Raw genomic sequence first — 23,141 nt, 5'->3', positions numbered from 1 at the left:
AGGCTTCTCCCTCGAGGCACGCGGGCGGGGCCTGCCCCCTCCGCCCCGACCAAGGCGTTGACGATGACGATGGCAACCACAGCACGACCCAGACCGACAGGACCTCCCGGCTACAGCGAGACGCTTCCCCGCGCGGAGGAGTCCGCACAGACGGCCCGCAGCCTGGCACGCGCCGCCGTAGCCACATGGGGCATAGACCGTCTCACCACAGTGGCCGAGCTGGTGATGTCCGAACTCGTCACCAACGCCGTGGTCCACGCGTGGGGCCCCTCGCTCCGGGTCATGGTGGACCGCCTGGCCGACGACACGGTGTATCTCGCTGTCGTCGACCGCGCACCCCGCCGCACACCCGAACTCCGCACTGCCGGCCCAAACGATGTCACCGGCCGCGGTCTGCTCCTGGTCGACGACATCGCAGCCCGGTGGGGCCATGACCTGCTCGGACCGCACATGCGGCCCTGGGGCAAGCGCGTGTGGGCAGAGCTGAGGGCGGCCCCGTGATGCTCCTCGACGGGTTGGACAAGGCGCTGAAGGACGCTGCCCGGCCGCCGCGTCAGAGCACGTGCCGGCGAAGGTGCCGGTTCGGGCGGCGGCAGATTCTCGCCCAGGTGCTTTGCATCGCCGCCGTCACCGCGTTCGTGGTCGCACTGCTCCTGTACGCGGAGGGCGACCTCTGCGCCCCGGCGGCGGGGCGCTCCCCGTAGCTCCTGCCGGCGGACGCAGTTCCGTCCCGGGCCACGGCCTCCCCGACTCCCGCCAGCCGGTCCAGGACGAGCACGACTCCCGCGCACGGGTGGTCTCGGCAGGACGGCCCGCGCGCGGGACACCGGGCGCCTCACCCCGAGTAGGTGTCCACGGCCGTCCGCCCCTCCCTTCTCCCCAGGGCGGGCGGCCCCATATGCCCCCTGCCGGAGCCGAGACGTTGACGCCATGTTGGGCCTCGGCAGGGTCCACGAGAAGGATCAACGAAGGAGAGCCCGTGACCTCGTGCACCGCTCCTGATCAGCTCACTCCCGTTCGCCCGTGGGGCATCAGCAGGATGCGCCCGTACCCGAGCACCTGTCAGCCCGGCTACGCCACCGCCGCGCTCGACCCCGCCACACAGACCACCGTCTTCCGCGACGGACACGGCGGCGTCGTCGAGATGGGCAAGCACGGCTCCAGCAAGGGCACCGAGACCAACCCGCAGTCCACCAACCAGGACAGCCGCAACGACACCGACCACGACCAGGACAGCGAGCAGGACTGATGACCGAGCCCGGACCGGTCGCAGTCGTCACCGAAGTCGACGACATCACCGCCGACATGGTGATCACCGAACTGAACGAGCGCGGCGTGCCGGTCGTACGGTTCGACCCCTCCGACATCGGCGAGCACCTGTCATTCTCGGCCCGGTTCGGCGCCGGCCCCGTCTCACCGGCGGGACACCTCCGTACCCCTTCCAGGGCCACCAGCCTGGAAGGGGTACGGTCCGTGTACTGGCGCCGCCCCACCTGGCCCCACTTCGAGCATCTGGAGGACGCCGACGCCCGGTATGCCACAGCCCAGGTCCGTCACGGCCTGGGTGGCACCCTGTACGCGCTGCCGAACTGCCGCTATGTGAACCATCCGCTGCGCAATCACATGGCTGAACACAAGCCGCTGCAACTCGCCGCCGCCGAACGGTTCGGCTTCACGGTACCGCCCACCCTGATCTCCAACGACCTCGACGACGTCCGCGCGTTCATCGCCGAACACGATCAGGCGATCTACAAGGCGCTTCGGTGGACTCCGTACCAGCGGGCGGACGGCGTGGGGCTGACGACATGGACGGAGCCGGTCACCGCGGACGAGGTCGACGAGAGCGTGAGCGTGGTCCCGCACCTGTTCCAGGCCCGGGTGGACAAGGCCGCCGATCTGCGCGTCGTGGTGGCCGGCGACAAGGTGTTCCCGGTACGCATCGACTCGGGCCTGTTGGACTGGCGTGCCGACTATGACGCGCTCACGTACCAAGTCGTCGCGCTGCCCGACGGCATGGACAAGGCGCTGATCGCTTATCTGAGACACTTCGGCCTCGCCTCGGGCAGCTTCGACCTGGCCGTGGACCGTGACGGGCACCTTCACTGGCTTGAACTGAACCCGAACGGCCAATGGGGTTGGTTGGTAGACGAAACCGGCCTGCCGGTCACCGCCGCGTTCGCTGACGTCCTGGAGCAAGGAGCCGCACCGTGACCCTCCCCGATACCGCACCGGAGCGGAAGGCCCTCGCCGACCGCCTGACCGAGCAAGGACACCTGAGCAGCCTGGCATGGAGAGCGGCAGTCGAGACGGTTCCCCGGGAACTGTTCCTCTCCTCCGGGGTGTTCCTCCCCGAGGACGACACGGGCCTGTGGCGGCCGGTCACCCCGGACAGCGTCAGCCCACGTGAGTGGGTGGAGATCGCCTACAGCGATCAGTCGTTGGTCACCCAGCTCGACGGCCACCTGACCCCCGACCAGGCAACCGAGCCCGTCCGAGGCTTCCCCACCTCGTCATCCACCGTGCCCGCAACCGTCGTCGGGATGCTCGAAGCTCTCGACGTCGAGGACGGCCACAACACGGCAGAGATCGGCACCGGCACCGGCTACTCAACCGCCCTCATGTGCCCCGGCTCGGCGAGGACAACGTCACCACCGTCGAGGTGGACCCCGACGTCGCTACCGCGGCGGATACCGCCTTGGAGAAGGCCGGGTTCTCCACCTGGACCGTGACCGGTGACGGTCTCCTCGGCAACCCGCGCCGGGCCCCCTATGACCGGCTCATCGCCACCTGCGCTGTACGCCGCATCCCATACACGTGGGTGAGGCAGACCAAGCCCGGCGGAATCATCCTCGCCACCATCGGCCCCGGCGCGTGGTCGTACGGGACCGGCCTGGTGAAGCTCACCGTCAAGGAGGACGGCACGGCCGAGGGCCGCATCATCGGCCGCTCCTCGTTCATGCCGGCCCGCGCCGAAGCCGCCGTTCCCCTGTCCGGGGACCTGGCGGCCCGCGCCGCCTACGCCGACACCGAGCGGAACACGGCCCTGTCACCTACGGTCCTCGAACTGTGGATGCCCGCGCTCCTTGCCCAGCTCGCCGTCCCCGGCGCCCAGCTCGTACGTGCGCGCAGCAGCGACGGCCGAGACACGGTGTACCTGTTCGACACAGGCCGGGAGTCCTTCGCGGCCCTCACGCAGGACGGCGAGGAATGGACGGTGCGCCAGGGCGGCCCCGTCGCGGTCTGGGACCGGATCGAAGGCGCCGTGACGGCCTGGCAGGAGGTCGGAATGCCTGATATCAGCGCGATTCGCGTGGCCGTCACCCCCAAGGCACATACCTACTGGATCGGCGGCGAGTCTGCACTGCGCTGGGAACACGGGATCGACTGACACCCGAAACCGCGACGCTCCGATGCCACTTGGTGTTCATCGCCGGTCAGGGGACGACCGTAGGGGGTGGAGCGCATGGCCGTGAAGTTATCCACAGGCTGGGGACCTCGCCAGCGGACTGTCCGTCGGGCCAGGCAGTATGGGGTCATGACTGAGAGCAACGGGTCCGATTCGCGCGATCACCACAGGCGGGGGCACATGCAGGACAAGGACATGCCGGACTGGGAGAAGCGCTTCCGGGCGCCCCGGGTGTCGCTGCCCGACTGGGCGGAGGACGCGCCGGACCGCTCCTTGTTCGTGTCGAACGCCACGGGGACGTACGAGCTGTACGCCTGGGACCGTGCGACGGGCGAGCAGCGCCAGGTGACCGACCGGCCGAACGGGACGACGGATGGCGTGCTCACCCCGGACGGCGCCTGGATCTGGTGGTTCGACGACAAGGACGGCGACGAGTTCGGCGTGTGGCGCCGCCAGCGCTTCGGCGGTGGCGAGGACGAGCTCGCGGCACCGGGCCTGGACCCCTCGTACCCGGCGGGCCTCGCCCTCGGCCGGGACGGGCGCACGGCGGTCGTGGGCCGGTCCACGGACGAGGACGGCACGACGATCCACCTGGCTCGCGCCGGTGACCCGCCCGTGCAGATCTACCGGCACCGCGAGTCGGCGGGCGTGGGCGACCTCTCCCACGATGGTTCGCTCATCGCCATCGAGCACACCGAGCACGGCGACGCTATGCACTCGGCGCTGCGCGTGCTGCGCCCGGACGGCACGGCGGTCGCCGAGCTCGACGACACCAAGGGCGGCACCGAGGAGCTGGGCCTGGAGGTCCTGGGCTTCGCGCCGGTCGACGGTGACACCCGGCTGCTCATCGGGCATCAGCGGCGGGGCCGCTGGGAGCCGCTGGTGTGGGACGTGGCGACGGGGGAGGAGACCGACCTCGCGCTGGAGCTGCCGGGCGATGTGAGCGCGGAGTGGTACCCCGACGGCACGGCGCTGCTGATCGCGCACAGCTTCGAGGCGCGCAGCGAGCTGTACCGGTACGACCTGGCTCGGCGTGCGCTGGTGCCCGTGCCGACCCCGGCGGGCTCGGTGTCGGGAGCGACGGCCCGGCCGGACGGCAGCGTGGAGTACCTGTGGTCGTCGGCGGCGGAGCCGTCGGCGGTGCGGTCGACGACGGGGCGGGTGGTGCTGGATCCGCCCGGCATGAAGTCCCCCGGCTCGGTTCCGGTGGAGGACGTCTGGGTGGAGGGCCCGGGCGGCCGCATCCACGCGCTCGTGCAGCGCCCGGCGGGCGTGCCGGGACCGCTGCCCACCGTGTTCGACATCCACGGCGGCCCGACCTGGCACGACAGCGACGCGTTCGCGGCGGGGCCGGCGGCCTGGGTGGACCACGGCTACGCGGTCGTGCGGGTCAACTACCGCGGCTCGACGGGCTACGGCCGCGCCTGGACGGACGCCCTCAAGCACCGGGTCGGCCTGATCGAGCTGGAGGACATCGCGGCGGTGCGGGAGTGGGCGGTGACCTCGGGTCTCGCCGACCCGTCCCGGCTGATCCTGACCGGCGGCTCGTGGGGCGGCTATCTCACCCTGCTCGGCCTCGGCACCCAGCCGGACGCGTGGACGCTGGGCATCGCGGCGGTCCCGGTCGCCGACTACGTCACCGCGTACCACGACGAGATGGAGGCGCTGAAGGCCATGGACCGCACCCTCCTGGGCGGCACGCCCGAGGAGGTCCCGGAGCGCTTCGAGGCCTCGTCACCGCTGACGTACGTCGACCGCGTGAAGGCCCCGGTCTACATCTCGGCGGGTGTGAACGACCCGCGCTGCCCGATCCGGCAGATCGACAACTACGTGAAGCGGCTGGAGGCGCGGGGCGCGGTGCACGAGGTGTACCGGTACGACGCGGGGCACGGCTCGCTGGTGGTGGACGAGCGGATCAAGCAGGTGAGACTGGAACTGGACTTCGCGGAGCGGCACTTGAACGGGCGGCGCCCGGTCTGAAAGACGTGATGGTCGGAAGGAGTGTCCCTCGATGAGGGGCATCCCTTCCGCAGATTGAGGGAAGAGCGACAGGAGCATGCGCGTGTGGTCGGTGCACACCCGGATACTCGGCTGAAATGGCACGGACGCTGAAACGGCATGGAAGGCACGGCGGGCACAGCGCGACCGACCAGAAGGCCGAGACCGCGCGGGTACCCGAGGCCGGGCCGGACGAGCAGGTGGAGCAGCACGCGCCGGACACTCCGGCGGACCTGCCCAAACGCTCCTGGGGCGCAGTGCTCAAAGGCACCTTGAAGGAGTTCAAGAAGGACGAGCTGACCGACCGGGCCGCGGCGCTGACCTACTACGGGATCCTGGCGCTGTTCCCGGCACTGCTGGCGCTGATCTCGCTCCTCGGGGTGGTCGGGCAGTCGGCGTCGCAGCAGGTGCTGGACAACATCCAGAAGCTGGCCCCGGGCGCGGCGCAGGACGTCCTGCGCAACGCGGTGCAGCAGATGCAGGGCAACGCCGGGATCGGCTCGGTCATGGCGGCCGTCGCTCTGCTGCTGGCGGTGTGGTCGGCCTCCGGCTATGTCGCCGCGTTCATCAGGACCGCCAACGCGGTCTACGACGTCCCGGAGGGCCGCCCGGTGTGGAAGGTGCTGCCCGTCCGCGTCGGCGTGACGGTGGTCCTGTTGATCCTGGCGGTGGCCAGCGCGGTGATCGTCGTGTTCACCGGCGCCCTGGCCCGGCAGATCGGCGCCGCGCTGGGTGTCGGCGACACGGCGCTGACGGTGTGGTCGATCGCGAAGTGGCCGGTGCTGGTGGCCCTGGTGACGATCATGATCGCGATCCTGTACTGGGCGACGCCGAACGCGCGGATCCGCGGCTTCCGCTGGATCACGCCGGGCAGTTTCCTGGCACTGGTGATCTGGATGATCGCCTCGGCCGGGTTCGCGGTGTACCTGGCGAACTTCGCCTCCTACAACAAGACCTACGGCACCTTCGCCGGCGTGATCATCTTCCTGGTGTGGCTGTGGATCACGAATCTGGCGATCCTGCTGGGCCTGGAGTGTGACGCGGAGCTGGCCCGCCAGCGCGCGGTCGCGGGTGGCCACCCGGCCGAGGAGGAGCCGTACGTGCAGCCGCGCGACACCAGGAAGTGGGACGAGGAGGACCGCCGCCGTATCGAATCCTGAGGGGGAGCCCCGCCGCGGGTGGTCGGCGGCCCCTCCGACGTAAGGGCAGGTGAGCATCCATGACCACAGACAGCACCCACCGCACACACGCCGGAGCGCAGGAACCGGTGGGCGACCTGGTCCAGCGCGCCTCGCGGCAGTTGTCGCAGCTCGTTCGCGACGAGATGCGCCTGGCGCAGGCGGAGATGACCGAGAAGGGCAAGAGGTTCGGCAAGGGCGGCGGCCTGTTCGGCGGCGCCGGCCTGGCGGGTGTGCTCACCCTGCAGGCGCTGGTGGTCACCGTGATCGCCGCGCTGTCGCTGGCCATGGATGTGTGGGTGGCGGCTCTGATCGTCACCGGGGTCCTGGCCGCCGTCACCGCACTGATGGCGGCTCTCGGCAAGCAGCAGATCGGCAAGGGCTCCCCACCGGCGCCCGAGCAGAGCATGGACAGCGTCAAGGCCGACGTGGCCGAGATCAGGGAGAAGGTGCAGCGATGACCCGGGGCAAGTCCCCCACGGGCGATGAGGCGGCAGCGCCTTCCACGGAGGAACTGCGCGAGGAGATCGAGGCGACGCGCGCGGAACTGGGCGAGACCGTCGAGGCACTCGCGGTGAAGGCCGACGTCAGGACCCGCGCTCAGGAGAAGTCGACAGCCGTCAAGCAGCAGGTCGCCGAGAAGACCGCACAGGTCGGGACCCATCTGCGGGACCAGGCCGCACACGCCGCCCACGCGATGCAGGACAGGGCCCCCGAGCCGGTGCGAGCCAAGCGCACCCTGCTGCTCGCTGCCGTCGGGGCGCTCATCGCGCTGCTGTTCGTCCGCCGCGCTCGGAGGCACCGATGAAAACCTCGAAGATTGCTTACAAGCCGGTCGGCGTGGCCATGGGTGCCCTCAGCGGTGCCCTGTCCGGCGCGGTGTTCAAGCAGGTCTGGAAGCGGCTCGGGCACGAGGAGGACGCCCCCGACGCCACCGACGAGCACCGCACCTGGCGCGAGGTACTGTCGGCAGCCGTACTGCAGGGCGCGATCTTCGCAGGCGTCAAAGCGGCCGTCGACCGTGGCGGCGCCACCGCCACCCGCCGACTGACGGGCACTTGGCCCGGCTGACCGCTCCCGTCACCCACCCAGGCGAGACCTGGATACGAGTCGACGGTGCCCGGACCGGCGATCAGGGGCGCCTTCGACTGACCCACGACCGGCGGGCGTTCCGTACGCTCGGAGGGGCCACGGGGGAAGAGCCTGCCTCAGCGTGGCAGGGGGTTCCAGAAGGGGTCCGTGGAGCCGTGAACGCCCGCGCCCACCCGGCCGTACTGGAGGGGAGGGAAGCCAGCGCCCCGCACGAAGCCAGCGCCCCGCACCACCGGAGGTACCTCGCCCGTGGCGATCACCAAGACCGTCCCGCAGCGGACCGACGACCGCGGCGGACCGGCGGGGCCGGAGCAGGGGCCGGAGCAGGAGGGCCGGCATCCCAACTCCCCTCTCCTGCTCACCATCGTCATGCTCGCGCTGCTGCTGCTCCAGGGCCCGATCCGCAGCGCGCTGTCCGCCCCGGTCATGCAGAGCTGGACGACGGTGTTCGTCGCGGTGATGGTGCAGGCGCTGCCCTTCCTGGTGCTGGGCGTGCTGCTCTCGGCGGCGCTGGCGGTGTACGTGCCGCCGTCCTTCTTCGCCCGCGCCCTGCCCGGCCGGCCCGCCCTCGCCGTCCCGGTCGCTTCAGCGGCCGGCGCGGTGCTGCCCGGCTGCGAGTGCGCGTCGGTGCCGGTGGCCGGGGCGCTGGTCCGGCGCGGTGTGACCCCGGCCGCGGCGCTGGCGTTCCTGCTGTCCGCCCCGGCGATCAACCCGATCGTGCTGACGGCGACGGCCGTGGCCTTCCCCGGCGATCCGGAGATGGTCCTGGCCCGCCTGGTCGCCAGCCTGCTGGTGGCCTGCGCGATGGGCTGGCTGTGGCTGCGTCTGGGCCGTACGGAGTGGCTGAAACCGCCGTCCCGTCCATCCCACGACGGCCAGAGCAAGGGCGAGGCCTTCTGGGGTTCCGTCCGGCACGACGTGATGCACGCCGGCGGCTTTCTGGTGGTCGGCGCGATGGCGGCGGCGACGCTGAAGGCGGTGGTTCCGGAGAGCTGGCTGCGGGCGGCGGCCGACAACCCGGTGCTGTCGGTCCTGGCGCTCGCGGTCCTCGCCGTGCTGCTGTCGATCTGCTCGGAGGCGGACGCGTTCGTGGCGGCGTCGCTGTCGCAGTTCTCGCTCACGGCCCGGCTCGCCTTCCTCGTCGTGGGTCCGATGATCGACATCAAGCTGTTCGCCATGCAGGCGGGCACCTTCGGCCGGTCCTTCGCCCTGCGCTTCGCCCCGGCCACCTTCGCGCTGGCCGTGCTCGTGTCGGTGCTGACCGGATGGGTGATCCTGTGAACCGCCAGGCCCAGTCGGCCGTCCTGTTCCTGCTGGGCGCGTCCCTGCTGCACGCGGCCACCACCGACCTCTACCTGCGGTACGTCAAGGCGGGACTCCGCCCGCTGGTGCTGGCGTCCGGCGTGGTGCTGATCGTGGCGGCGGTGGCGACGGTCTGGTACGAGCGCAAGCGGGCCCGGCGGCGCCACACGCAGGGCGACGAACAGGCTCACTGCCACGCCGAACCCCGGGTCTCCTGGCTCCTGATCCTCCCGCTCCTCGCCCTGATCCTGGTCGCCCCGCCCGCCCTCGGCTCCTACAGCGCGACCCGCAGCGGCACCGCCCTCCAGGAACCCCTGGCCTACCCCGACCTCCCGGCCGCCGACCCCCTGACCCTGAGCGTGGTCGACTACGCGGGCCGCGCCGTCTACGACCACGGCCGCACCCTTCAGGGCCGCCGCGTCCAGCTCTCCGGCTTCCTGGCCCTGGACCGCGACGGCACCCCCTATCTGGTGCGCATGGCCCTCAACTGCTGTGCCGCCGACGCCCAGGCGGTGAAGGTCGCCCTGACCGGCGAGGTCCCGCCGGTCCTCCAGCCGGACACCTGGCTGCGGATCACCGGCACGTACGTCCCGCGCCGTATGAAGGACCCGGTCAACGGCGGTCCGATCCCGTTCATCGAGGTCACCGAGGCCAAGCCGGTGGCGGCGCCGAAGGATCCGTACGACGAGAGCTGGAACGGCTGACGCCGCGGTCTCTTGCCGCTCCCCCGGACGCGCCCTACGCTGAATCTGATGGACCGTCAGATTCGGGAGGCAATGCGTGGCCAGTACCGAGAGCGGCACGAAGGACCTGCCCAGGGTCATCAGCGTGGACGACCATGTGATCGAGCCCGCGCACCTCTTCGAGACCTGGCTCCCGGCCAAGTACCGGGACCGGGGCCCGAAGCCCCTCACCGCCGGGATCGGTGAACTCGAGTACATCGGCGGCAAGTACCGGTTCACCACGGACCCGGACGGGCAGCTCACCGACTGGTGGGAGTACGAGGGCGACCTCTTCCCCTACAAGCGCATCATCGCGGCCGTCGGCTTCTCCCGGGACGAGATGACGCTCGACGGCATCACGCGCGAGCAGATGCGGCGCGGCTGCTGGGATCCGAAGGCCCGGCTGGCGGACATGGACATCAACCACGTCGAGGCCTCGCTCTGCTTCCCGACCTTCCCGCGCTTCTGCGGCCAGACCTTCGCCGAGGCCAAGGACAAGGAGGTCGGCCTGGCCTGTGTGCGCGCCTACAACGACTGGATGGTCGAGGAGTGGTGCGGCGACAGCGGCGGCCGGCTGATCCCGCTGTGCCTGATCCCGCTGTGGGACGTCGAGCTGGCCGTCGCGGAGATCCGGCGCAACGCCGAACGGGGCGTGCGGGCCGTCACGTTCAGCGAGATCCCGACCTATCTGGGGCTGCCGTCGATCCACTCCGGCTACTGGGACCCGTTCTTCGCCGCCTGCGAGGAGACCGGCACGGTCGTCAACATGCACATCGGCAGCAGCTCGCAGATGCCGGCCGCCTCGCCCGACGCCCCGCCCGCCGTGCAGGCGTCCCTGTCCTTCAACAACGCCATGGCGTCGATGATGGACTTCCTCTTCTCGGGGGTGCTCGTGAAGTTCCCCCGGCTCAAGCTCGCCTACAGCGAGGGCCAGATGGGCTGGATCCCGTACGCCCTGGAGCGCGCGGACGACGTGTGGGAGGAGCACCGGGCCTGGGGCGGGGTGAAGGACCTGATTCCGGAGCCGCCGTCGACGTACTACTACCGGCAGATCTTCTGCTGCTTCTTCCGCGACAAGCACGGCATCGAGGCGATCGAGACGGTCGGCGTCGACAACGCGACCTTCGAGACGGACTATCCGCACGTCGACTCGACCTGGCCGGAGACGAAGCGGGTGGCCGAGGAGCATGTCGGCGGGCTCCCCTACGAGATCGCCTACAAGCTGCTGCGCGGCAACGCGATCCGGATGCTCGAACTCCCCTTTGACCAGAAGGCCTAGCCGTCTCCCTCACCGAGCGCGGCGGGCGGATGCCGCCACCCGAAGGAGCCCAGCGCCCGCGCCCTGGCCGCCACCACGGCCATCCGGGCCCGCCGCTCGACCGGGTCGACATGCGCCGACTGCCCCGTCATCTGGCCCTCCCACTTGCGGTAGAGCAGCCCGGCCTCGGCCGAGAACCAGCCCCGGCTCACACAGTTGAGCGCGAGCAGCAGGCCGGTGTCCTCGGATGCCGGCAGTGCCATCCAGCCGCCGAGCGCGAGCAGCAGGTCCCGGCGTACGCACAGGGTCGCCGGGTGGACCGGGGCGCGGAAGTCGTTGGCCTGCCAGTGGTCGAGTACCGCGCCCCGCTCGATCGGCCCCTCGTCGGGGTCGCCGGGGAAGCCGGCCGTGGTGCCGTCCGGCAGGAGGTCCAGTACCCGGGAGGTCGTCCAGCCGAGGGCGGGGTCGGCCTCCAGGACGGCGAGGTCACGGGCCAGCGCGCCCGAGGTGAGCTGGTCGTCGGCGTCCAGGATCTTCACGTACGGGCCCTCGGCGTGCGCGAGCGCGAAGGTGCGGGCCACGCCGGGGCCGCCGGGGCGGCCCTGGTGGAAGGTCACCCGGGTGTCGTCGGGGACATGGGGGCGGACGTCGTCCGTGCGACCGTCCTCCTGAATCACCCAGTGCCACTCCCAGCCCGGCGGCAGCTCCTGCGCGCGCAGCGACTTGTGCGCCTCGGGCAGAAACGCGGCCGTTGGGCCGTGGACAGCGGTGACGACGATGACACGCCGGGACACGGCGGCGTTCACCACCTTTCCAGGGGTGTGGTGAAGAGCAGGTCCGCGCGGTCGCCGGGCAGGGTGACCTCGGCGATCTCCACGACGCGGTCGGTGATGTCGTACGACGTCTTGCGCAGCAGCAGCACCGGAGCCCCCGGTGGCAGGCCCAGCTCCCGTGTCTCCTGGGGTGTCGGCGGCCGGGCGGAGACGCGTTCCTCGACGCGGCCGATCTCGATGCCGACCGTGTAGAGCTGATGGTGGGTGCCGCCCGGCCAGGGCTCGTTGGCGGCGTCCAGCAGAGCGGGGTTCGCGGCGATCAGATCGCGCACCAGATAGGACGCCACCAGGCTGAACGGCGCGCTCTCGGCCGAGTGCCGGGTCCGGTAGTCGCGCTCCAGCAGCGGCGTCCCCTCCGCCACGCCGAAGGGCCGCGCGAGCCGAGGAGGCGCGGGGATCTCGCGGTAGTGCGCGTGGAAGACGAGGTCCCTCAGGTCCAGGCCGGTGTCGTGCTCCGTGGTGCCGGTCGCGGCGCGCGTGGTGAGCGGGCGGCGCGCGCGGTCCTTCTCCCACTGGTGACGGTGGTTGTCGCGGAGCATCGGGGTGCGGGGGTGTCGCGGATCGTCCGCGAGCACGTCGTACGCCTTTGCCACAGCCTCAGCGTACGACTGCGCACAGCAAGGCGCCCGATCGCTGGCGACGGGGGATGCACCAGCGATCGGGCTGTGGCCAACAGTAACAAGGCTGCCTGCCTCACGGGAGTCGCCTCATCGGCTGCGAGGAGTTGTTGTGATCGGGATCACGGAAACCGCTGTCCGCCGGGGGCCTCGTGATGTCACCTGCGTCTCCGGTCCGTTACGGAGGGCAGCTATGACGCGCAGGGCGGCTCGTACGACAGCCGGGGCAGGTACTCGTGCCACTTCTCCCGGGTCAGCACGCCCTGTGTGGTCGAGCAGACGCGGCGGATCGCCTGGTCCACGTCCAGGTTCCACAGCCGGACGGTGTCGGTGCCGCTGGAGACGCCGAGCATGTGGCCGGCGGGGCTGAACGACAGGAAGTTGCCCGTCTTGGCGTTGGGGCTCATCGCCTGGCCGATCGGGGAGGCGTCGGAGGGGCGGGAGACGTTCCACAGCCGGACCGTGTTGTCGTTGCCGCCGCTGGCCAGATAGCGCCCGCCCTTGCTGAACGTCAGCGACACGACCGCCTCGGTGTGACCGGTGAGCGGGGAGCCCAGCTCGCTCGCCTCGCGCGGATCGGTGACGTCCCACAGCCGCACGGTGTCGTCGTCGCCGCCGCTGGCCAGCGTATGGCCGTCCGGGCTGTATTCGAGCGCGTTGACCGGCCCGGTGTGCCCGGTCAGCCTGGCAAGCGCCTTCGGCGTGCCCGGCGCGGTCACGTCCCACAGCCGGATCGTGGCGTCCGCGCTGCCGCCGGCCAGGGTGCGGCCGTCGGGGCTGAAGGCGAGGGAGTTGATGTAGCCGGTGTGGCCCTTGAGCGGGGCCCCGAGGGGGATGACACGGGAGGGGTCGGCGACGTTCCACAGCCGGATCGTGCGGTCGTCGTAGGCCGTGGCCAGGGTACGCCCGTCCGGGCTGAACGCGAGCGCGTCGGGGCCCATGAACCGGGTGCGCAGGGTCAGCGGCGGGCCGAGGGAGACCGGCCGGGCCGGGTCGCCGAGGTCCCACAGATGCACCTGGCGGCTGCCGGTCAGCACCGCGAGGACCCGGCCGTCGGGGGAGAACACCAGAGAGCGCTCGCCGCCGTCGCCGGGCATGAAGGGCTCGTTCAGCAGCACAGGCCGGGCGGGCCTGCCGACGTCCCACAGCCGGACGCTGCCGTCGCGCGCGGCCGTGGCCAGCACCTTCCCGTCCGGCCGGAACGCACCGCTGCGGCCGATCATGTCCGACGTCGGGATCGACCACAGCCGGACCTTGCTGTCGCCGCTGCCGGTGGCCAGGGTGCGGCCGTCGGGGCTGAAGCCCAGCGCGTACATCTCCCCGCTGGCGCCCGCGAGGGGCTCGCCGACCTGTGACGGATACGCCGGGTCGCTGACGTTCCACAGGCTGGCGGTGCTGTCCGCGCTGGCGGCGGCGAGCGTGTTGCCGTCCGGGCTGAAGGCCACCGACCAGATGGGGCCGGTGTGGCCGGTGAGCGGGGCGCCGAGCCGGTGGCCGTGGCGCGGGTCGGAGACGTCCCACAGCCGGATCGTGTCGTCGGAACTGCCGCTGGCGAGGGTGCGGCCGTCCGGACTGAAGGCGACGGAGTGCACCAGGTCGCTGTGCCCGGTCAGGGTGCCGAGCCGCTTCGGCCGGTCCGGCTCGGCCACGTTCCACAGCCGGATCGTGTCGTCGTCGCCCCCGGCCGCGAGCGTGTCGCCGTCCGGGCCGAACGCCACGGACCGCACGGCCGCCGCGGCGCCGGTCAGCGTGGCGAGCGCTTTCGGCCGCGTCGGATCGGCCACGTCCCACAGCCGTACGGTGCGGTCCTCGCCGACCGAGGCCAGGGTGCGGCCGTCGGGGCTGAAGGCGACCAGGTAGATCGTGCCCTCGTGCCCGGTCAGGGGCGTGCCGATGGGCCGCGGCCGGCTCGGGTCGCGTACGTCCCACAGCCGGACCGTGCCGTCGTCGGAGGCGCTGGCGAGGGTGCGCCCGTCGGGGCTGAAGACGGCGCTGCTCACCCAGCTCCCGTGCCCGGTCAGAGGGCTGCCCAGGGGCCTCGGCCGGTCCCGGTCGGCGACGTCCCACAGCCGTACGGTCCGGTCGTAGCTGGCGGTGGCCAGGAGCCGTCCGTCCGGGCTGAACGTGGTCAGGTAGACGGCGCCGGTGTGGCCGCGCAGGGGTGTGGCCAGCGGCGCGTTCACGATGGAGATCAGCCGGCTGGTGGTGTCCTCGTCGTCCGGGCGCAGCCGGTGTGCCACCAGGTCGAGCTGGGCGGACAGCGAGGGGTCGGAGTACTGGAAGCGGTCGGCCTCGGCGAGCACCTGCGCGAACATCGCGTCGTTGCGCTGCTGCCAGGCCACCACCGCCGCGCCGACGGCCAGCACCGCCAGCGCGACCAGCGCCGCGACCGCGCCGCGCATGATCCACACGGTGCGCCTGCGCAGCCGTACCGAGGCGGCCAGGAACTCCACCGCGGCCCGGGTGAGGAAGGTGTTCCCGGCCGACCGGGCCCAGCCGTGCGCCTGCTCCAGCCGGGAGCCCCGGTACAGCAGCGACGAGTCCCGGTTCGAGGCCTCCCAGGCCTGGCCGTCCTCCTCCAGCCGCTGGCGCAGCAGGTTGCCCTGCCGGTCCTCGTCGATCCAGTCCCGCAGCCGGGGCCAGGCGTGCAGCAGCGCCTCGTGGGTGATCTCCACGGTCTCCGCGTCCAGCGTCACCAGCCGGGCCCGCACCAGCGCCTCGAGGGACTCCTCCGTCTTGCCGGGGTTCGTCGACTCCGCCGCGAGCTGCCGTCGCGTCCCGCGCCGCCGGGTGGCGTGGGTGTCCTCGCCGAGGCGGACCAGCCGGAGCAGCAGCAGCCGGGCGGCCGAGCGCGCCGCCGGGTCCAGGCCGGACCAGGCGCGCTCGGCGGTGGCCGCGACCGCGCCCTGGATGCCGCCCGCCGCACGGTATCCGGCCACCGTCAGCCGGCCCGCCTTGCGCCGCTGCCAGGTCGCGAGCAGCGCGTGCGACAGCAGCGGCAGCGCGCCGGCGTCATGGCTCCCACGCGGTCCGTCGGCGCTCACCTCCCGCACGATCAGCTCCGCGAGCCCGGGCTCCAGCTCCAGGCCCACGGCCTTGGCCGGCCCGGTCACCGCCTCCCGCAGCTCGGAGGCGGTCAGCGGCCCGAGCACCATGTGCCGGTGCTGGAGGGCGTCGGCCAGCTCCGGGTGGCCGAGGCACTGCTCGTAGAAGTCGGCGCGGATGCCGAGGACGACGAGGACGGGCGGCGGGTCGCCGGGGCCGGCGGGGGTGCAGGCGGCGTTCAGGAGCCGGACGAAGGTGCGGCGGTCCGCCTCGTCGGGGCAGAGGGTGAAGGTCTCCTCGAACTGGTCGACGATGAGCACGGGCGGGCCGCCGCCGGAGGCCTCCCGCCGGGCCCATGCGGTGACGGCCTCGCGCGTGGCGTGCGCGAAGTCGCCGCGCGGCTGGTCCGTCTCCGCGGCCTCCGGGGCCGTCGGCTGTTCCGGCCCCGCAAAGGACGTGACGACGTCCGCGAGTTCCGGAATGCGGCCGGTCAGCTCGGCCAGCGGATCGCCGCCCGGCACCAGCTGTACGACGGTGCCGGCCCCGCCGCCGCCCAGCGCGCCGCCGCGCAGGGCGGGCACCAGACCGGCGTTGAGCAGGGAGGACTTCCCGGCACCCGAGGCGCCGACCAGCATCACCAGGCCGCCGGTCTTCGCCACCGCCCGCAACTGGGAGACCAGGGACTCGGTGCTGCGCTCCCGGCCGAAGAACCAGCGGGCGTCCTGCTGCCGGTAGGAGGCCAGCCCCCGGTACGGACACACCCCGCCGGACACCGCGGGCACCTCGTCGACCGGTGCCTGCTCCTCCTCTTCCCCGGAGGTCGCCCGCTCCCACACCCGCTGCCACTGGCCCAGGTCGTACAGCCCGGCGGACACCGGCGTGGGCCGCTCGCGCCGCGCCTGGGGGATCAGGACGTGCAGTACGGCGGACAGGGCGGCGAACTGGGCGGGCACGTTCTTCGCCCGGCGCCAGTCGCTGATCCGCTGGGCGGAGACCCGTACCGGCCGCCCCCGCTCGTCGACCCGCTGGAGCCGGACGACCGCCTCGGACACGCTCTTCAGCGGAGGGTTGCCGGCCTCCTTGTACAGCAGCGCGAGCCGTTCGGCGAAGGCTGTGCGCGCCGACGAGTCGGAACCCAAGGCCTCCACTCCTTCGCTCTGCCGTACCTGCACTTCCGGACCGGAAAACTCACTTTATACGGCTGACCTGCGGCTAAGGAGACGTCCGGAGACCGGAACCTCCTCCCCGGCGGCCTCGGCTGGCAGGATCACGAGGCAAGTGCGCACCTCTCGCGCGTCGGCCGACAAGGCCACCGGCCCGGTGCTCTTCAGACACCCGCGCCTCCCCCCCCCCATCCTGCTCGATCCACTCCGCCCCGCCGTTCGGCACCGGTCCCCACGAGGGGAGGGACCGGTGCCGGACGTTGCGGTCACGCTCCGCTGGGAGGGCCGCGACAGGTGGTCTGTCGTCTGCGGGCGCGTCGTGGCTGGTCGCGCCCACGCGGCGGAGCCGCATATCGAGCACAGCCCCGCGCCCCTTCGGGGCGCTGCCTCAGCGCCTGGCCCGCTTCAGCTCACGGTCGAGTGCCCACGCGTCCGCCACCGGGCCCATGTGCCCGAGCTTGTCGGGGTTGAGGACGGCGCGGATCGTCTGGATCCGTCCGTCGAGGATGTCCAGCACCACCGTCTGGAGCACCCTGCCGTCCCGGTCGCGGTAGACGGCGCCGGGCTGGCCGTTGATCTCGTGCGGCTCGGCGGACACGTCGAGGTGGGCCAGCCGCGGGACGACGGCGGTGAGCAGCCGGGCCACGTTCTGCGCGCCCACGACGGCCCGTGCGAACTGCGGCGCCTTCCCGCCGCCGTCCCCGACGAGCTGCACGTCGGCGGCCAGCAGCTCCTGGAGCCCGCCCATGTCGCCGTCCTTGAGCGCGTCGAAGAACCGCGTCGCCAGCTCCTGCCGCTCCTGCCGGTCCGCCTCGAACCGGGGCCGCCCGTCCGCCATGTGCCGCCGGGCCCGTACCAGCAGCTGACGGCACGCGGCCTCCGAGCGCCCGACCGCGGAGGCGACCTCGCCGAACCCGAAGCCGAACACCTCCCGCAGCACGAACACCGCCCGCTCCAGCGGGCTGAGCCGCTCGAGCAGCAGCAGCGCGGCCATCGACACCGAGTCGGCCAGCTCCACCGCGCGCGCCGGGTCCTGGTACGGGTCGTTCAGCAGCGGCTCGGGGAACCAGGGGCCGACGTACTCCTCGCGCCGCACCCGCGCGGAGCGCAGCACGTCGATCGAGATCCGGGTCACGGCCGCCGACAGATAGGCCTTCGTCGAGGCGGGCCGGGTCGAGGAGGCGGCGAAGCGCAGCCAGGTCTCCTGCACCGCGTCCTCGGCCTCGGCCACGCTGCCCAGAATCCGGTAGGCGATCGAGAACAGCAGCGGCCGCAGCTCCTCGAACTCCTCGACCTCGCTCACGTGTGACTCCTCTCCCGTTCGGCCGGCCGGCGCCGGCTCAGTGGAACTGGCCGGCCTTGTAGTCGCCGGCCGGCTGCCGGGTGATGACGTTCATCCGGTTCGCCGTGTTCATGAAGGAGATCAGCATCAGCAGCGCGCCGAGCTGCTCCTCGTCGTAGTGCCGGGCGGCGCGCGCCCACACCCCCAGGGCGTGTGTCGGATGTCCCGTCTGCGCCCCGACGTCCGGCACGCGCGCTCGCCGCACGGGGGCCTGGGACAGGTGGCTCCGCCACATGACCCAGGCCCCCGCACGCCGATCGCACGCACCGGACGCCGCTGCGCCCGCGCTTCGCGCGGACGACGGGACATCCGACACACGCCCTGGTCGCCGACCCCGCCGGCCGCGTCCGCGATCCGGGTGCCGTCCTCCGCCAGTTCCAGCGCGGCCCGTTCGGCCTCGGAGAAGACCGTGGCCTCCCGCCACGCGGCCGGCAGTGTCGATTCCTTGATCACCCTGCCCGCCGACATGAGGTGCTTGAGGGCCTTGCCGGTGGTCGGGTTGGTGAAGAAGTCCAGTCGCGCGTCCATCGTGTGCTCCCTTGGCGGTCGGAGTGGCTACACCCCCGAGACGAGGCGGCCCGAGCCCCTGTGACATCGGCCGGTGTGATCTGCGTCTCTCTGCCGGACGGGGCGGGGTACGGCGGCCCTTCGCCCCTGGCGAGCGGGAAGGCGGCAAAGCTGTGATGGTGGTGGAGGGAGGGAGCAGCATCCCCGATCCCGCAGGGCGGTGAACGTGGTGGCAGCGAGCGACGAGATCCCGTACGACGCGGCCGCCCCCCACCTCGATCCGCTGGGCGACCCCTTCCTGCGCACCCGGTTCGCCCTGCCCGCCCGCCCCGCCACGTTCCTGCGGCGCGAGCGCCTCGTCGAGCACCTCGACCAGGCCCTGCTGACCCCGCTGACGATGGTCAACGGGGCCGCCGGAGCGGGCAAGACCCTGCTGGTCGCCGACTGGGCGGCCGGCCTGCGGCAACCGGTCGCCTGGCTCACGCTCGACCCCGCGATCCAGGGCCCGGGGATGTTCTGGGCGCATCTGCTCCAGGCCCTGCGCACCCAGGGAGTGCCGGTCGCCGACGACATCGACGGGCCTGCCGACGGCAGCCGGATGCGCCACACCCTGACCCGGCTCGCCGCGCGGCTCGGCAGCGGCGACCGGAGCGTGATCGTGGTGCTCGACGAGTACGACCGGGTCGGCGCCCCGGAGATCTCCCGGCAGCTGGAGTTCGTGCTGCACCACGCCGGTCCGGGGCTGCGCCTGGTCATCGTCACCCGCAACGAGCCGCTGCTGCCGCTGCACCGCTACCGCGCGGCCGGCGCCATGACCGAGATCCGCAACGCCGAGCTGGCCTTCACGCCGGAGGAGACGGTCGCGCTGCTGGAACTGCACGGGCTGCGGCTGCCCGTCCATGCCGCGAACGCCCTGGTGGAGCGCACCGGCGGCTGGGCGGCCGGGCTGCGGCTGTGCGCCCTGGCCGCGCGGCGGTGCCCGGACCCGGAGGCCTATCTGAAGGAGTTCGAGGCCGGGCACAGCACGGTCGCCGACTTCCTGCTGGCGGAGGTACTCGACCGGCAGCCGCCGCCCACCCAGTGCCTGCTGCTGCGGGTCAGCGTCCTGGAGCGGTTCTGCGTGGGCCTGGTCAACGAGCTGACCGGGCGCACCGACGCCCAGTCCATCCTCGCCGGGCTGCACCGCGAGAACGCGTTCGTCGAGGACCTCGGCCACACCTGGTACCGCCTCCACCCGCTGTTCCGGGAGATCCTGCGGGCCCATCTGCGGGAGCGCGGCGCGGACCTGGAACCGGAGCTGCATCTGCGCGCCGCGCGGTGGCTGGGGCGCTCCGGGCTGCTGCCGGAGATGCTGGCGCACGGCGCCGCAGCGGGGGAGTGGGACTTCACCGCCCGCGCCCTCGTCGACGACCTGGCGATCGGGCAGCTGTTCACCGGGCTGCGCTCCGACGACCTGACCGAGCTGTTCTCCGGCATGGGGCCCGAGGCGACGAGCCCCGCCGCGGACCTGGTCCGCGCCGCCCGCGAGCTGTCCCGGTGCGACCTGGACCATGCGCCGGCCCACCTCCGCCGTGCCGAGGACGAGCTGACCGCCGACGCCTCCGGCTCCGCGGCGGCCCGGCTGAGCTGCGCCCTGCTGAAGGCGCTGGCGGCCCGGCTCACCGGGTCCCCGGGCCGGGCGGAGCAGGCCGTGCGCACCGCCCGCGAGCTGGAGCGGGAGGTCCCCGCCCCGCTGCTGGAGAAGCACCCGGAGCTGTCCGCGCTGCTGCTGACCCACCTGGGCTCGACCCGGCTGTGGGCCGGGCGCTTCGACGAGGCGCGGGACGCGCTCACCACGGTCGCCGACGGCACCGCCGGTGCCGCCACCGCGCTGGCGCGCGAGGAGGCCCTGGAGCATCTGGCGCTCCTCGACCACCTCGACGGCTGGCCGACCCGGGCGGAACGCAAGGCGGTCGCGGCGAGGACACAGACGGAGCGGTTCGGCCTGCCCGAGACGTCCGTCCCCGAGCTGGGACGGCTGGTCCTGGCCGCCGTGGCCGTCGACCGCCACGAACTGGCCGAGGCCGAGGCGTTCCTCGACGGAACGGACGGGTCCGCGCCGCGCGACCCGGTGACGGCCGCGGCCCGCTCCCTCGCCACCGCCCGTCTCCTCCTGGCCCGTGGCAGGGCACGCGCCGCCCTGGCGGCCACCGAACCGGCCGTGACCGCCGACGTCGCCTCCCCCTGGGAGCGTTGCCACGCCGCACTGGTCGCCTCCGCCGCCCACCTGGCCGAAGGCCGGCCCGACGAGGCCGCGCGGGTACTGGAGCCGGTGGCCGGTGAGCAGCCCGTCTGCGCGGTGGGCGCGGCGCGGGCCCATCTCGCCGCGGGCGACCCGGACACGGCCCTGAAGCTGCTCGACGCCCTCGGCGCCGAAGCGGACACCGGCCCGGCGGTGCTGGTGCGGGCCACCCTGCTGCGGGCGCGGGCCGCGCACGAGGCGGGAGACCTCGCCGCCACCCGCCGGCTGCTGGCCCGGTCACTCACGGACGCCCGCCGCGAGCGGCTGCGGCTGCCCTTCCTGGAGGCCGGGGCCTGGCTCGGGCCCCACCTGACCGGCGAACCCCTGCGCGGGCTGGCCGCCGGCTGGCTCCTGCCGGGAGCCACCTCCGAGGAGCCCGCGCCGCTGCTGGTGGAGCACCTGAGCGGACGCGAGCACGACGTGCTGGAGCGGCTCGCCCAGCTGATGTCGACCGAGGACATCGCCGCCGACCTGTATGTCTCCGTGAACACGGTGAAGACCCACCTCAAGAGCGTCTACCGGAAGCTGGCGGTCAACCGCCGCGGCGACGCCGTACGACGCGCCCGCGAACTGCATCTGCTGTGACGTCCGCGCCGGACGGGGGCGTCCGGCGGGTCACCTGCGCAGGGTGAGGTGCGGCCCTTTCCCCGGGCGGCACGATGAACCCCGGGATCAACCCCTGCAGGTCTGCCGGACCCGACCGGCGGGAGGGCAGCACATGCGCTACGAGATCCGCGTCGAGGGACATGTGTCGGAGACCCTCGCCAAGGTCTTCCCGGAACTGGATCACGTGCTGATGTCCAGTCAGACGGTGCTGTACGGCCCCGTCGTCGACGACGCCCACCTGTACGGGCTGCTGGCACGCTTCCAGTCGCTGGGCCTGAGGGTGCTGGAGATGCGGCAGTTGCCCGACTGACCGGTCCCCTAGAGGTCCCTTGCCCGCACCCGCCCCGAGCGGGCGGCCGCGCCGAGCGCCTCGTAGTCCCGCTCGTTCTGGTCGGCGTAGGCCTGCGCGAACTCGGTCAGCGCACGGTCGAAGCGGTCGCCGCCGCCCAGGTACGCGGCGATGGCGACGGGGTCGCCGGAGCGGGCGTGGGCCCGTGCCAGGGAGCCCCCGCACAGCTTGCCGAACAGGCGCAGCATGCCCGGGTCCCAGGTCTCCGGGCGGGCGATGCCCTTCCAGTCCCGCAGCTGACGTACGTAGAAGTCCCGGCCGTGGCCGTCGAGGCCGCTGACGATATGGGTCCAGCCCAGGAAGATGTCGCTGGTCGTCTGGATCAGCCGCTGACCGGCCACCACGCGGCGCCCCTGGTTGTCGTAGCGCTCGCCGCCGGTGTGCGCGGCCAGCACCGACTCCTGGGCCTCCTTGGCCTGCAGCAGCAGGGGATCGTCGTCGTCCCGGCCGAGCAGCAGGATGATCCAGCAGCGTGTGCCGACACTGCCGACCCCGACCACCTTGCGGGCGACGTCCACCAGGTGGAAGCGGCGCAGCAGGTGCCGGCGCTCGGACGACAGGGTCCTGGCGTACTCCTCGAAGACGGTCTGCAGCTCCTTCTCCTCCGCGCCCGCCGACGAGTCCGCCAGCAGGTCCCTGAGCGGGGTGATCAGCGGCGGATCCGGCGCGATCAGCCGGCCCTCGGCACTGACCCGGGTGAGCTTGGCGAAGGCCTGCAGATGGGTGCGGGTCCGTGCCTTCGCCGTCGCCTCGGCGGTGCGGCGCCTGGCCTGCTTGCTCATCGAGGACGCCGTCAGCGCGCGCATCTGATCGGCGTCGTCCTGCGCGTACCAGATGTCCAGGGTGTGCATGCCGGCGAACTCCCGCATCCGCGTGCGGTACGCCCGTACGCACTCCGCCACGGCGGCGTCCTGCTCGGCGGTGGAGAACCCGTTCGCGCGGGCGGCGATCACGAAGCTGGCCGCCAGCCGTTTGACGTCCCACTCGAACGGGCCGGGGTGGGTCTCGTCGAAGTCGTTGATGTCGAACACCAGACGGCGCTCGGGCGAGGCCAGCAGCCGGAAGTTCAGCAGATGGGCGTCTCCGCACAGCTGGGTGCGCAGTCCGGTGTCGGGCAGCCGGCCCAGGTCCGTCGCCATGATCGCCGCGGCACCCCGGTAGAAGCGGAACGGGGACTCCAGCATCCGGCCGTAGCGGATCGGCACCAGATCCTGGACCCGGGTGGCCGACTGACGCTCGATCACCCCGATCGGATCGGAACGGTCCGCCCCGGCCTCGTAGCGGCCGTGGCCGGAGCGCGGGGCGCGCTTGCGGGCGTCCCTGCCGTACGCCGCCCGCTCGTCCGGCGCCAGTGAGGCCGTGAACGCACTCGGTGTCGACATCGCTCACCCTCCACCTCCGGGCGGCCGTCGCCCCGCTGTCGCGCGGAACCGGCCCACCCT

General features: G+C 72.5%; 18 protein-coding genes and 3 pseudogenes. 14 read left to right on the top strand and 7 right to left on the bottom strand.

Annotation, left to right across the window (positions count from 1 at the left end):
* Positions 1–69: 69 nt before the first annotated feature.
* The 12 genes and pseudogenes from IM697_RS43360 (at position 70) to IM697_RS43305 (ending at position 10,977) form a co-directional block, all read left to right on the top strand.
* The gene (locus IM697_RS43360) at positions 70–501 is read left to right on the top strand and encodes an ATP-binding protein (protein ID WP_322734543.1); all 432 of its coding nucleotides are present in this window, start codon (positions 70–72) and stop codon (positions 499–501) included.
* Positions 502–979: 478 nt separating this feature from the next.
* Positions 980–1,249: a putative ATP-grasp-modified RiPP gene (tgmA, locus tag IM697_RS43355; protein WP_228044414.1), complete on the top strand. Its 270-nt coding sequence runs from the start codon at positions 980–982 to the stop codon at positions 1,247–1,249.
* A complete protein-coding gene (tgmB, locus tag IM697_RS43350; protein ID WP_194043004.1) occupies positions 1,249–2,211 on the top strand; it encodes an ATP-grasp ribosomal peptide maturase in 963 nt (320 codons plus the stop codon). The genes tgmA and tgmB overlap by 1 nt, the downstream gene beginning before the upstream one ends.
* Positions 2,208–3,388 (top strand): annotated as a pseudogene (tgmC, locus tag IM697_RS43345) (ATP-grasp peptide maturase system methyltransferase). Before tgmB ends, tgmC begins: the two are co-directional and overlap by 4 nt.
* 147 nt (positions 3,389–3,535) lie before the next feature.
* On the top strand, positions 3,536–5,386 hold the full coding sequence (locus IM697_RS43340) for a S9 family peptidase (protein WP_194043002.1): 1,851 nt from the start codon (positions 3,536–3,538) through the stop codon (positions 5,384–5,386).
* Positions 5,387–5,502: 116 nt separating this feature from the next.
* On the top strand, positions 5,503–6,564 hold the full coding sequence (locus IM697_RS43335) for a YihY/virulence factor BrkB family protein (protein WP_194043000.1): 1,062 nt from the start codon (positions 5,503–5,505) through the stop codon (positions 6,562–6,564).
* 59 nt (positions 6,565–6,623) lie between these two features.
* The gene (locus IM697_RS43330; RefSeq protein ID WP_194042998.1) at positions 6,624–7,043 is read left to right on the top strand and encodes a phage holin family protein; all 420 of its coding nucleotides are present in this window, start codon (positions 6,624–6,626) and stop codon (positions 7,041–7,043) included.
* Positions 7,040–7,390: a DUF3618 domain-containing protein gene (locus IM697_RS43325; protein WP_194042996.1), complete on the top strand. Its 351-nt coding sequence runs from the start codon at positions 7,040–7,042 to the stop codon at positions 7,388–7,390. The genes IM697_RS43330 and IM697_RS43325 overlap by 4 nt, the downstream gene beginning before the upstream one ends.
* Positions 7,387–7,653 carry a DUF4235 domain-containing protein gene (locus IM697_RS43320; protein ID WP_194042994.1) on the top strand — a complete coding sequence of 89 codons (267 nt, stop codon included), beginning with the start codon at positions 7,387–7,389 and terminating at the stop codon, positions 7,651–7,653. Before IM697_RS43325 ends, IM697_RS43320 begins: the two co-directional genes overlap by 4 nt.
* Before the next feature lie 270 nt (positions 7,654–7,923).
* Positions 7,924–8,955, top strand: coding sequence for a permease (locus IM697_RS43315; protein ID WP_194042992.1), 1,032 nt, complete (start codon positions 7,924–7,926; stop codon positions 8,953–8,955).
* Positions 8,952–9,680 (top strand): TIGR03943 family putative permease subunit, encoded by a 729-nt coding sequence (locus IM697_RS43310; protein WP_194050133.1) that lies wholly within the window; start codon positions 8,952–8,954, stop codon positions 9,678–9,680. The genes IM697_RS43315 and IM697_RS43310 overlap by 4 nt, the downstream gene beginning before the upstream one ends.
* A 76-nt stretch (positions 9,681–9,756) precedes the next feature.
* A complete protein-coding gene (locus IM697_RS43305; RefSeq protein WP_194042989.1) occupies positions 9,757–10,977 on the top strand; it encodes an amidohydrolase family protein in 1,221 nt (406 codons plus the stop codon).
* On the opposite strand, the gene IM697_RS43300 is transcribed toward IM697_RS43305, so the two are convergent.
* The 6 genes and pseudogenes from IM697_RS43300 to IM697_RS45325 form a co-directional block, all read right to left on the bottom strand.
* Positions 10,974–11,750 (bottom strand): glycosyltransferase family 2 protein, encoded by a 777-nt coding sequence (locus tag IM697_RS43300; protein WP_194042987.1) that lies wholly within the window; start codon positions 11,748–11,750, stop codon positions 10,974–10,976. The genes IM697_RS43305 and IM697_RS43300 overlap by 4 nt on opposite strands.
* Before the next feature lie 8 nt (positions 11,751–11,758).
* Positions 11,759–12,328, bottom strand: a complete 570-nt coding sequence (locus tag IM697_RS43295; RefSeq protein ID WP_194050132.1) for a UTRA domain-containing protein — start codon at positions 12,326–12,328, stop codon at positions 11,759–11,761.
* Positions 12,329–12,597: 269 nt separating this feature from the next.
* Entirely contained in the window at positions 12,598–16,599 is a 4,002-nt protein-coding gene (locus IM697_RS43290; RefSeq protein WP_194050131.1) for a WD40 repeat domain-containing protein, read from the bottom strand.
* A gap of 403 nt (positions 16,600–17,002) precedes the next feature.
* A complete protein-coding gene (locus IM697_RS43285; RefSeq protein WP_194042985.1) occupies positions 17,003–17,917 on the bottom strand; it encodes an RNA polymerase sigma-70 factor in 915 nt (304 codons plus the stop codon).
* A 37-nt stretch (positions 17,918–17,954) separates the two neighbouring features.
* Positions 17,955–18,098, bottom strand: a pseudogene (locus IM697_RS45330) (carboxymuconolactone decarboxylase family protein); the annotation flags it as partial.
* 179 nt (positions 18,099–18,277) lie between these two features.
* A pseudogene (locus IM697_RS45325) lies at positions 18,278–18,484 on the bottom strand (carboxymuconolactone decarboxylase family protein); the annotation flags it as partial.
* A 199-nt stretch (positions 18,485–18,683) separates the two neighbouring features.
* On the opposite strand from IM697_RS45325, the gene IM697_RS43275 reads away from it, so the two are divergent.
* The gene (locus IM697_RS43275; RefSeq protein ID WP_194042983.1) at positions 18,684–21,329 is read left to right on the top strand and encodes a winged helix-turn-helix domain-containing protein; all 2,646 of its coding nucleotides are present in this window, start codon (positions 18,684–18,686) and stop codon (positions 21,327–21,329) included.
* 133 nt (positions 21,330–21,462) lie between these two features.
* The gene (locus tag IM697_RS43270) at positions 21,463–21,660 is read left to right on the top strand and encodes a hypothetical protein (protein ID WP_194042981.1); all 198 of its coding nucleotides are present in this window, start codon (positions 21,463–21,465) and stop codon (positions 21,658–21,660) included.
* An 8-nt stretch (positions 21,661–21,668) separates the two neighbouring features.
* Here the strand turns inward: IM697_RS43270 and IM697_RS43265 are convergent, their stop codons facing one another.
* Entirely contained in the window at positions 21,669–23,081 is a 1,413-nt protein-coding gene (locus tag IM697_RS43265) for a DUF2252 domain-containing protein (RefSeq protein WP_194042979.1), read from the bottom strand.
* Positions 23,082–23,141: the final 60 nt, after the last annotated feature.

It is taken from the genome of Streptomyces ferrugineus, assembly GCF_015160855.1.
GTDB classification, from domain to species: Bacteria; Actinomycetota; Actinomycetes; order Streptomycetales; family Streptomycetaceae; genus Streptomyces; species Streptomyces ferrugineus.
The sequence above is the reverse complement of the archived record's forward strand: the minus strand, read 5'-3'. Positions and strand labels throughout refer to the sequence as shown.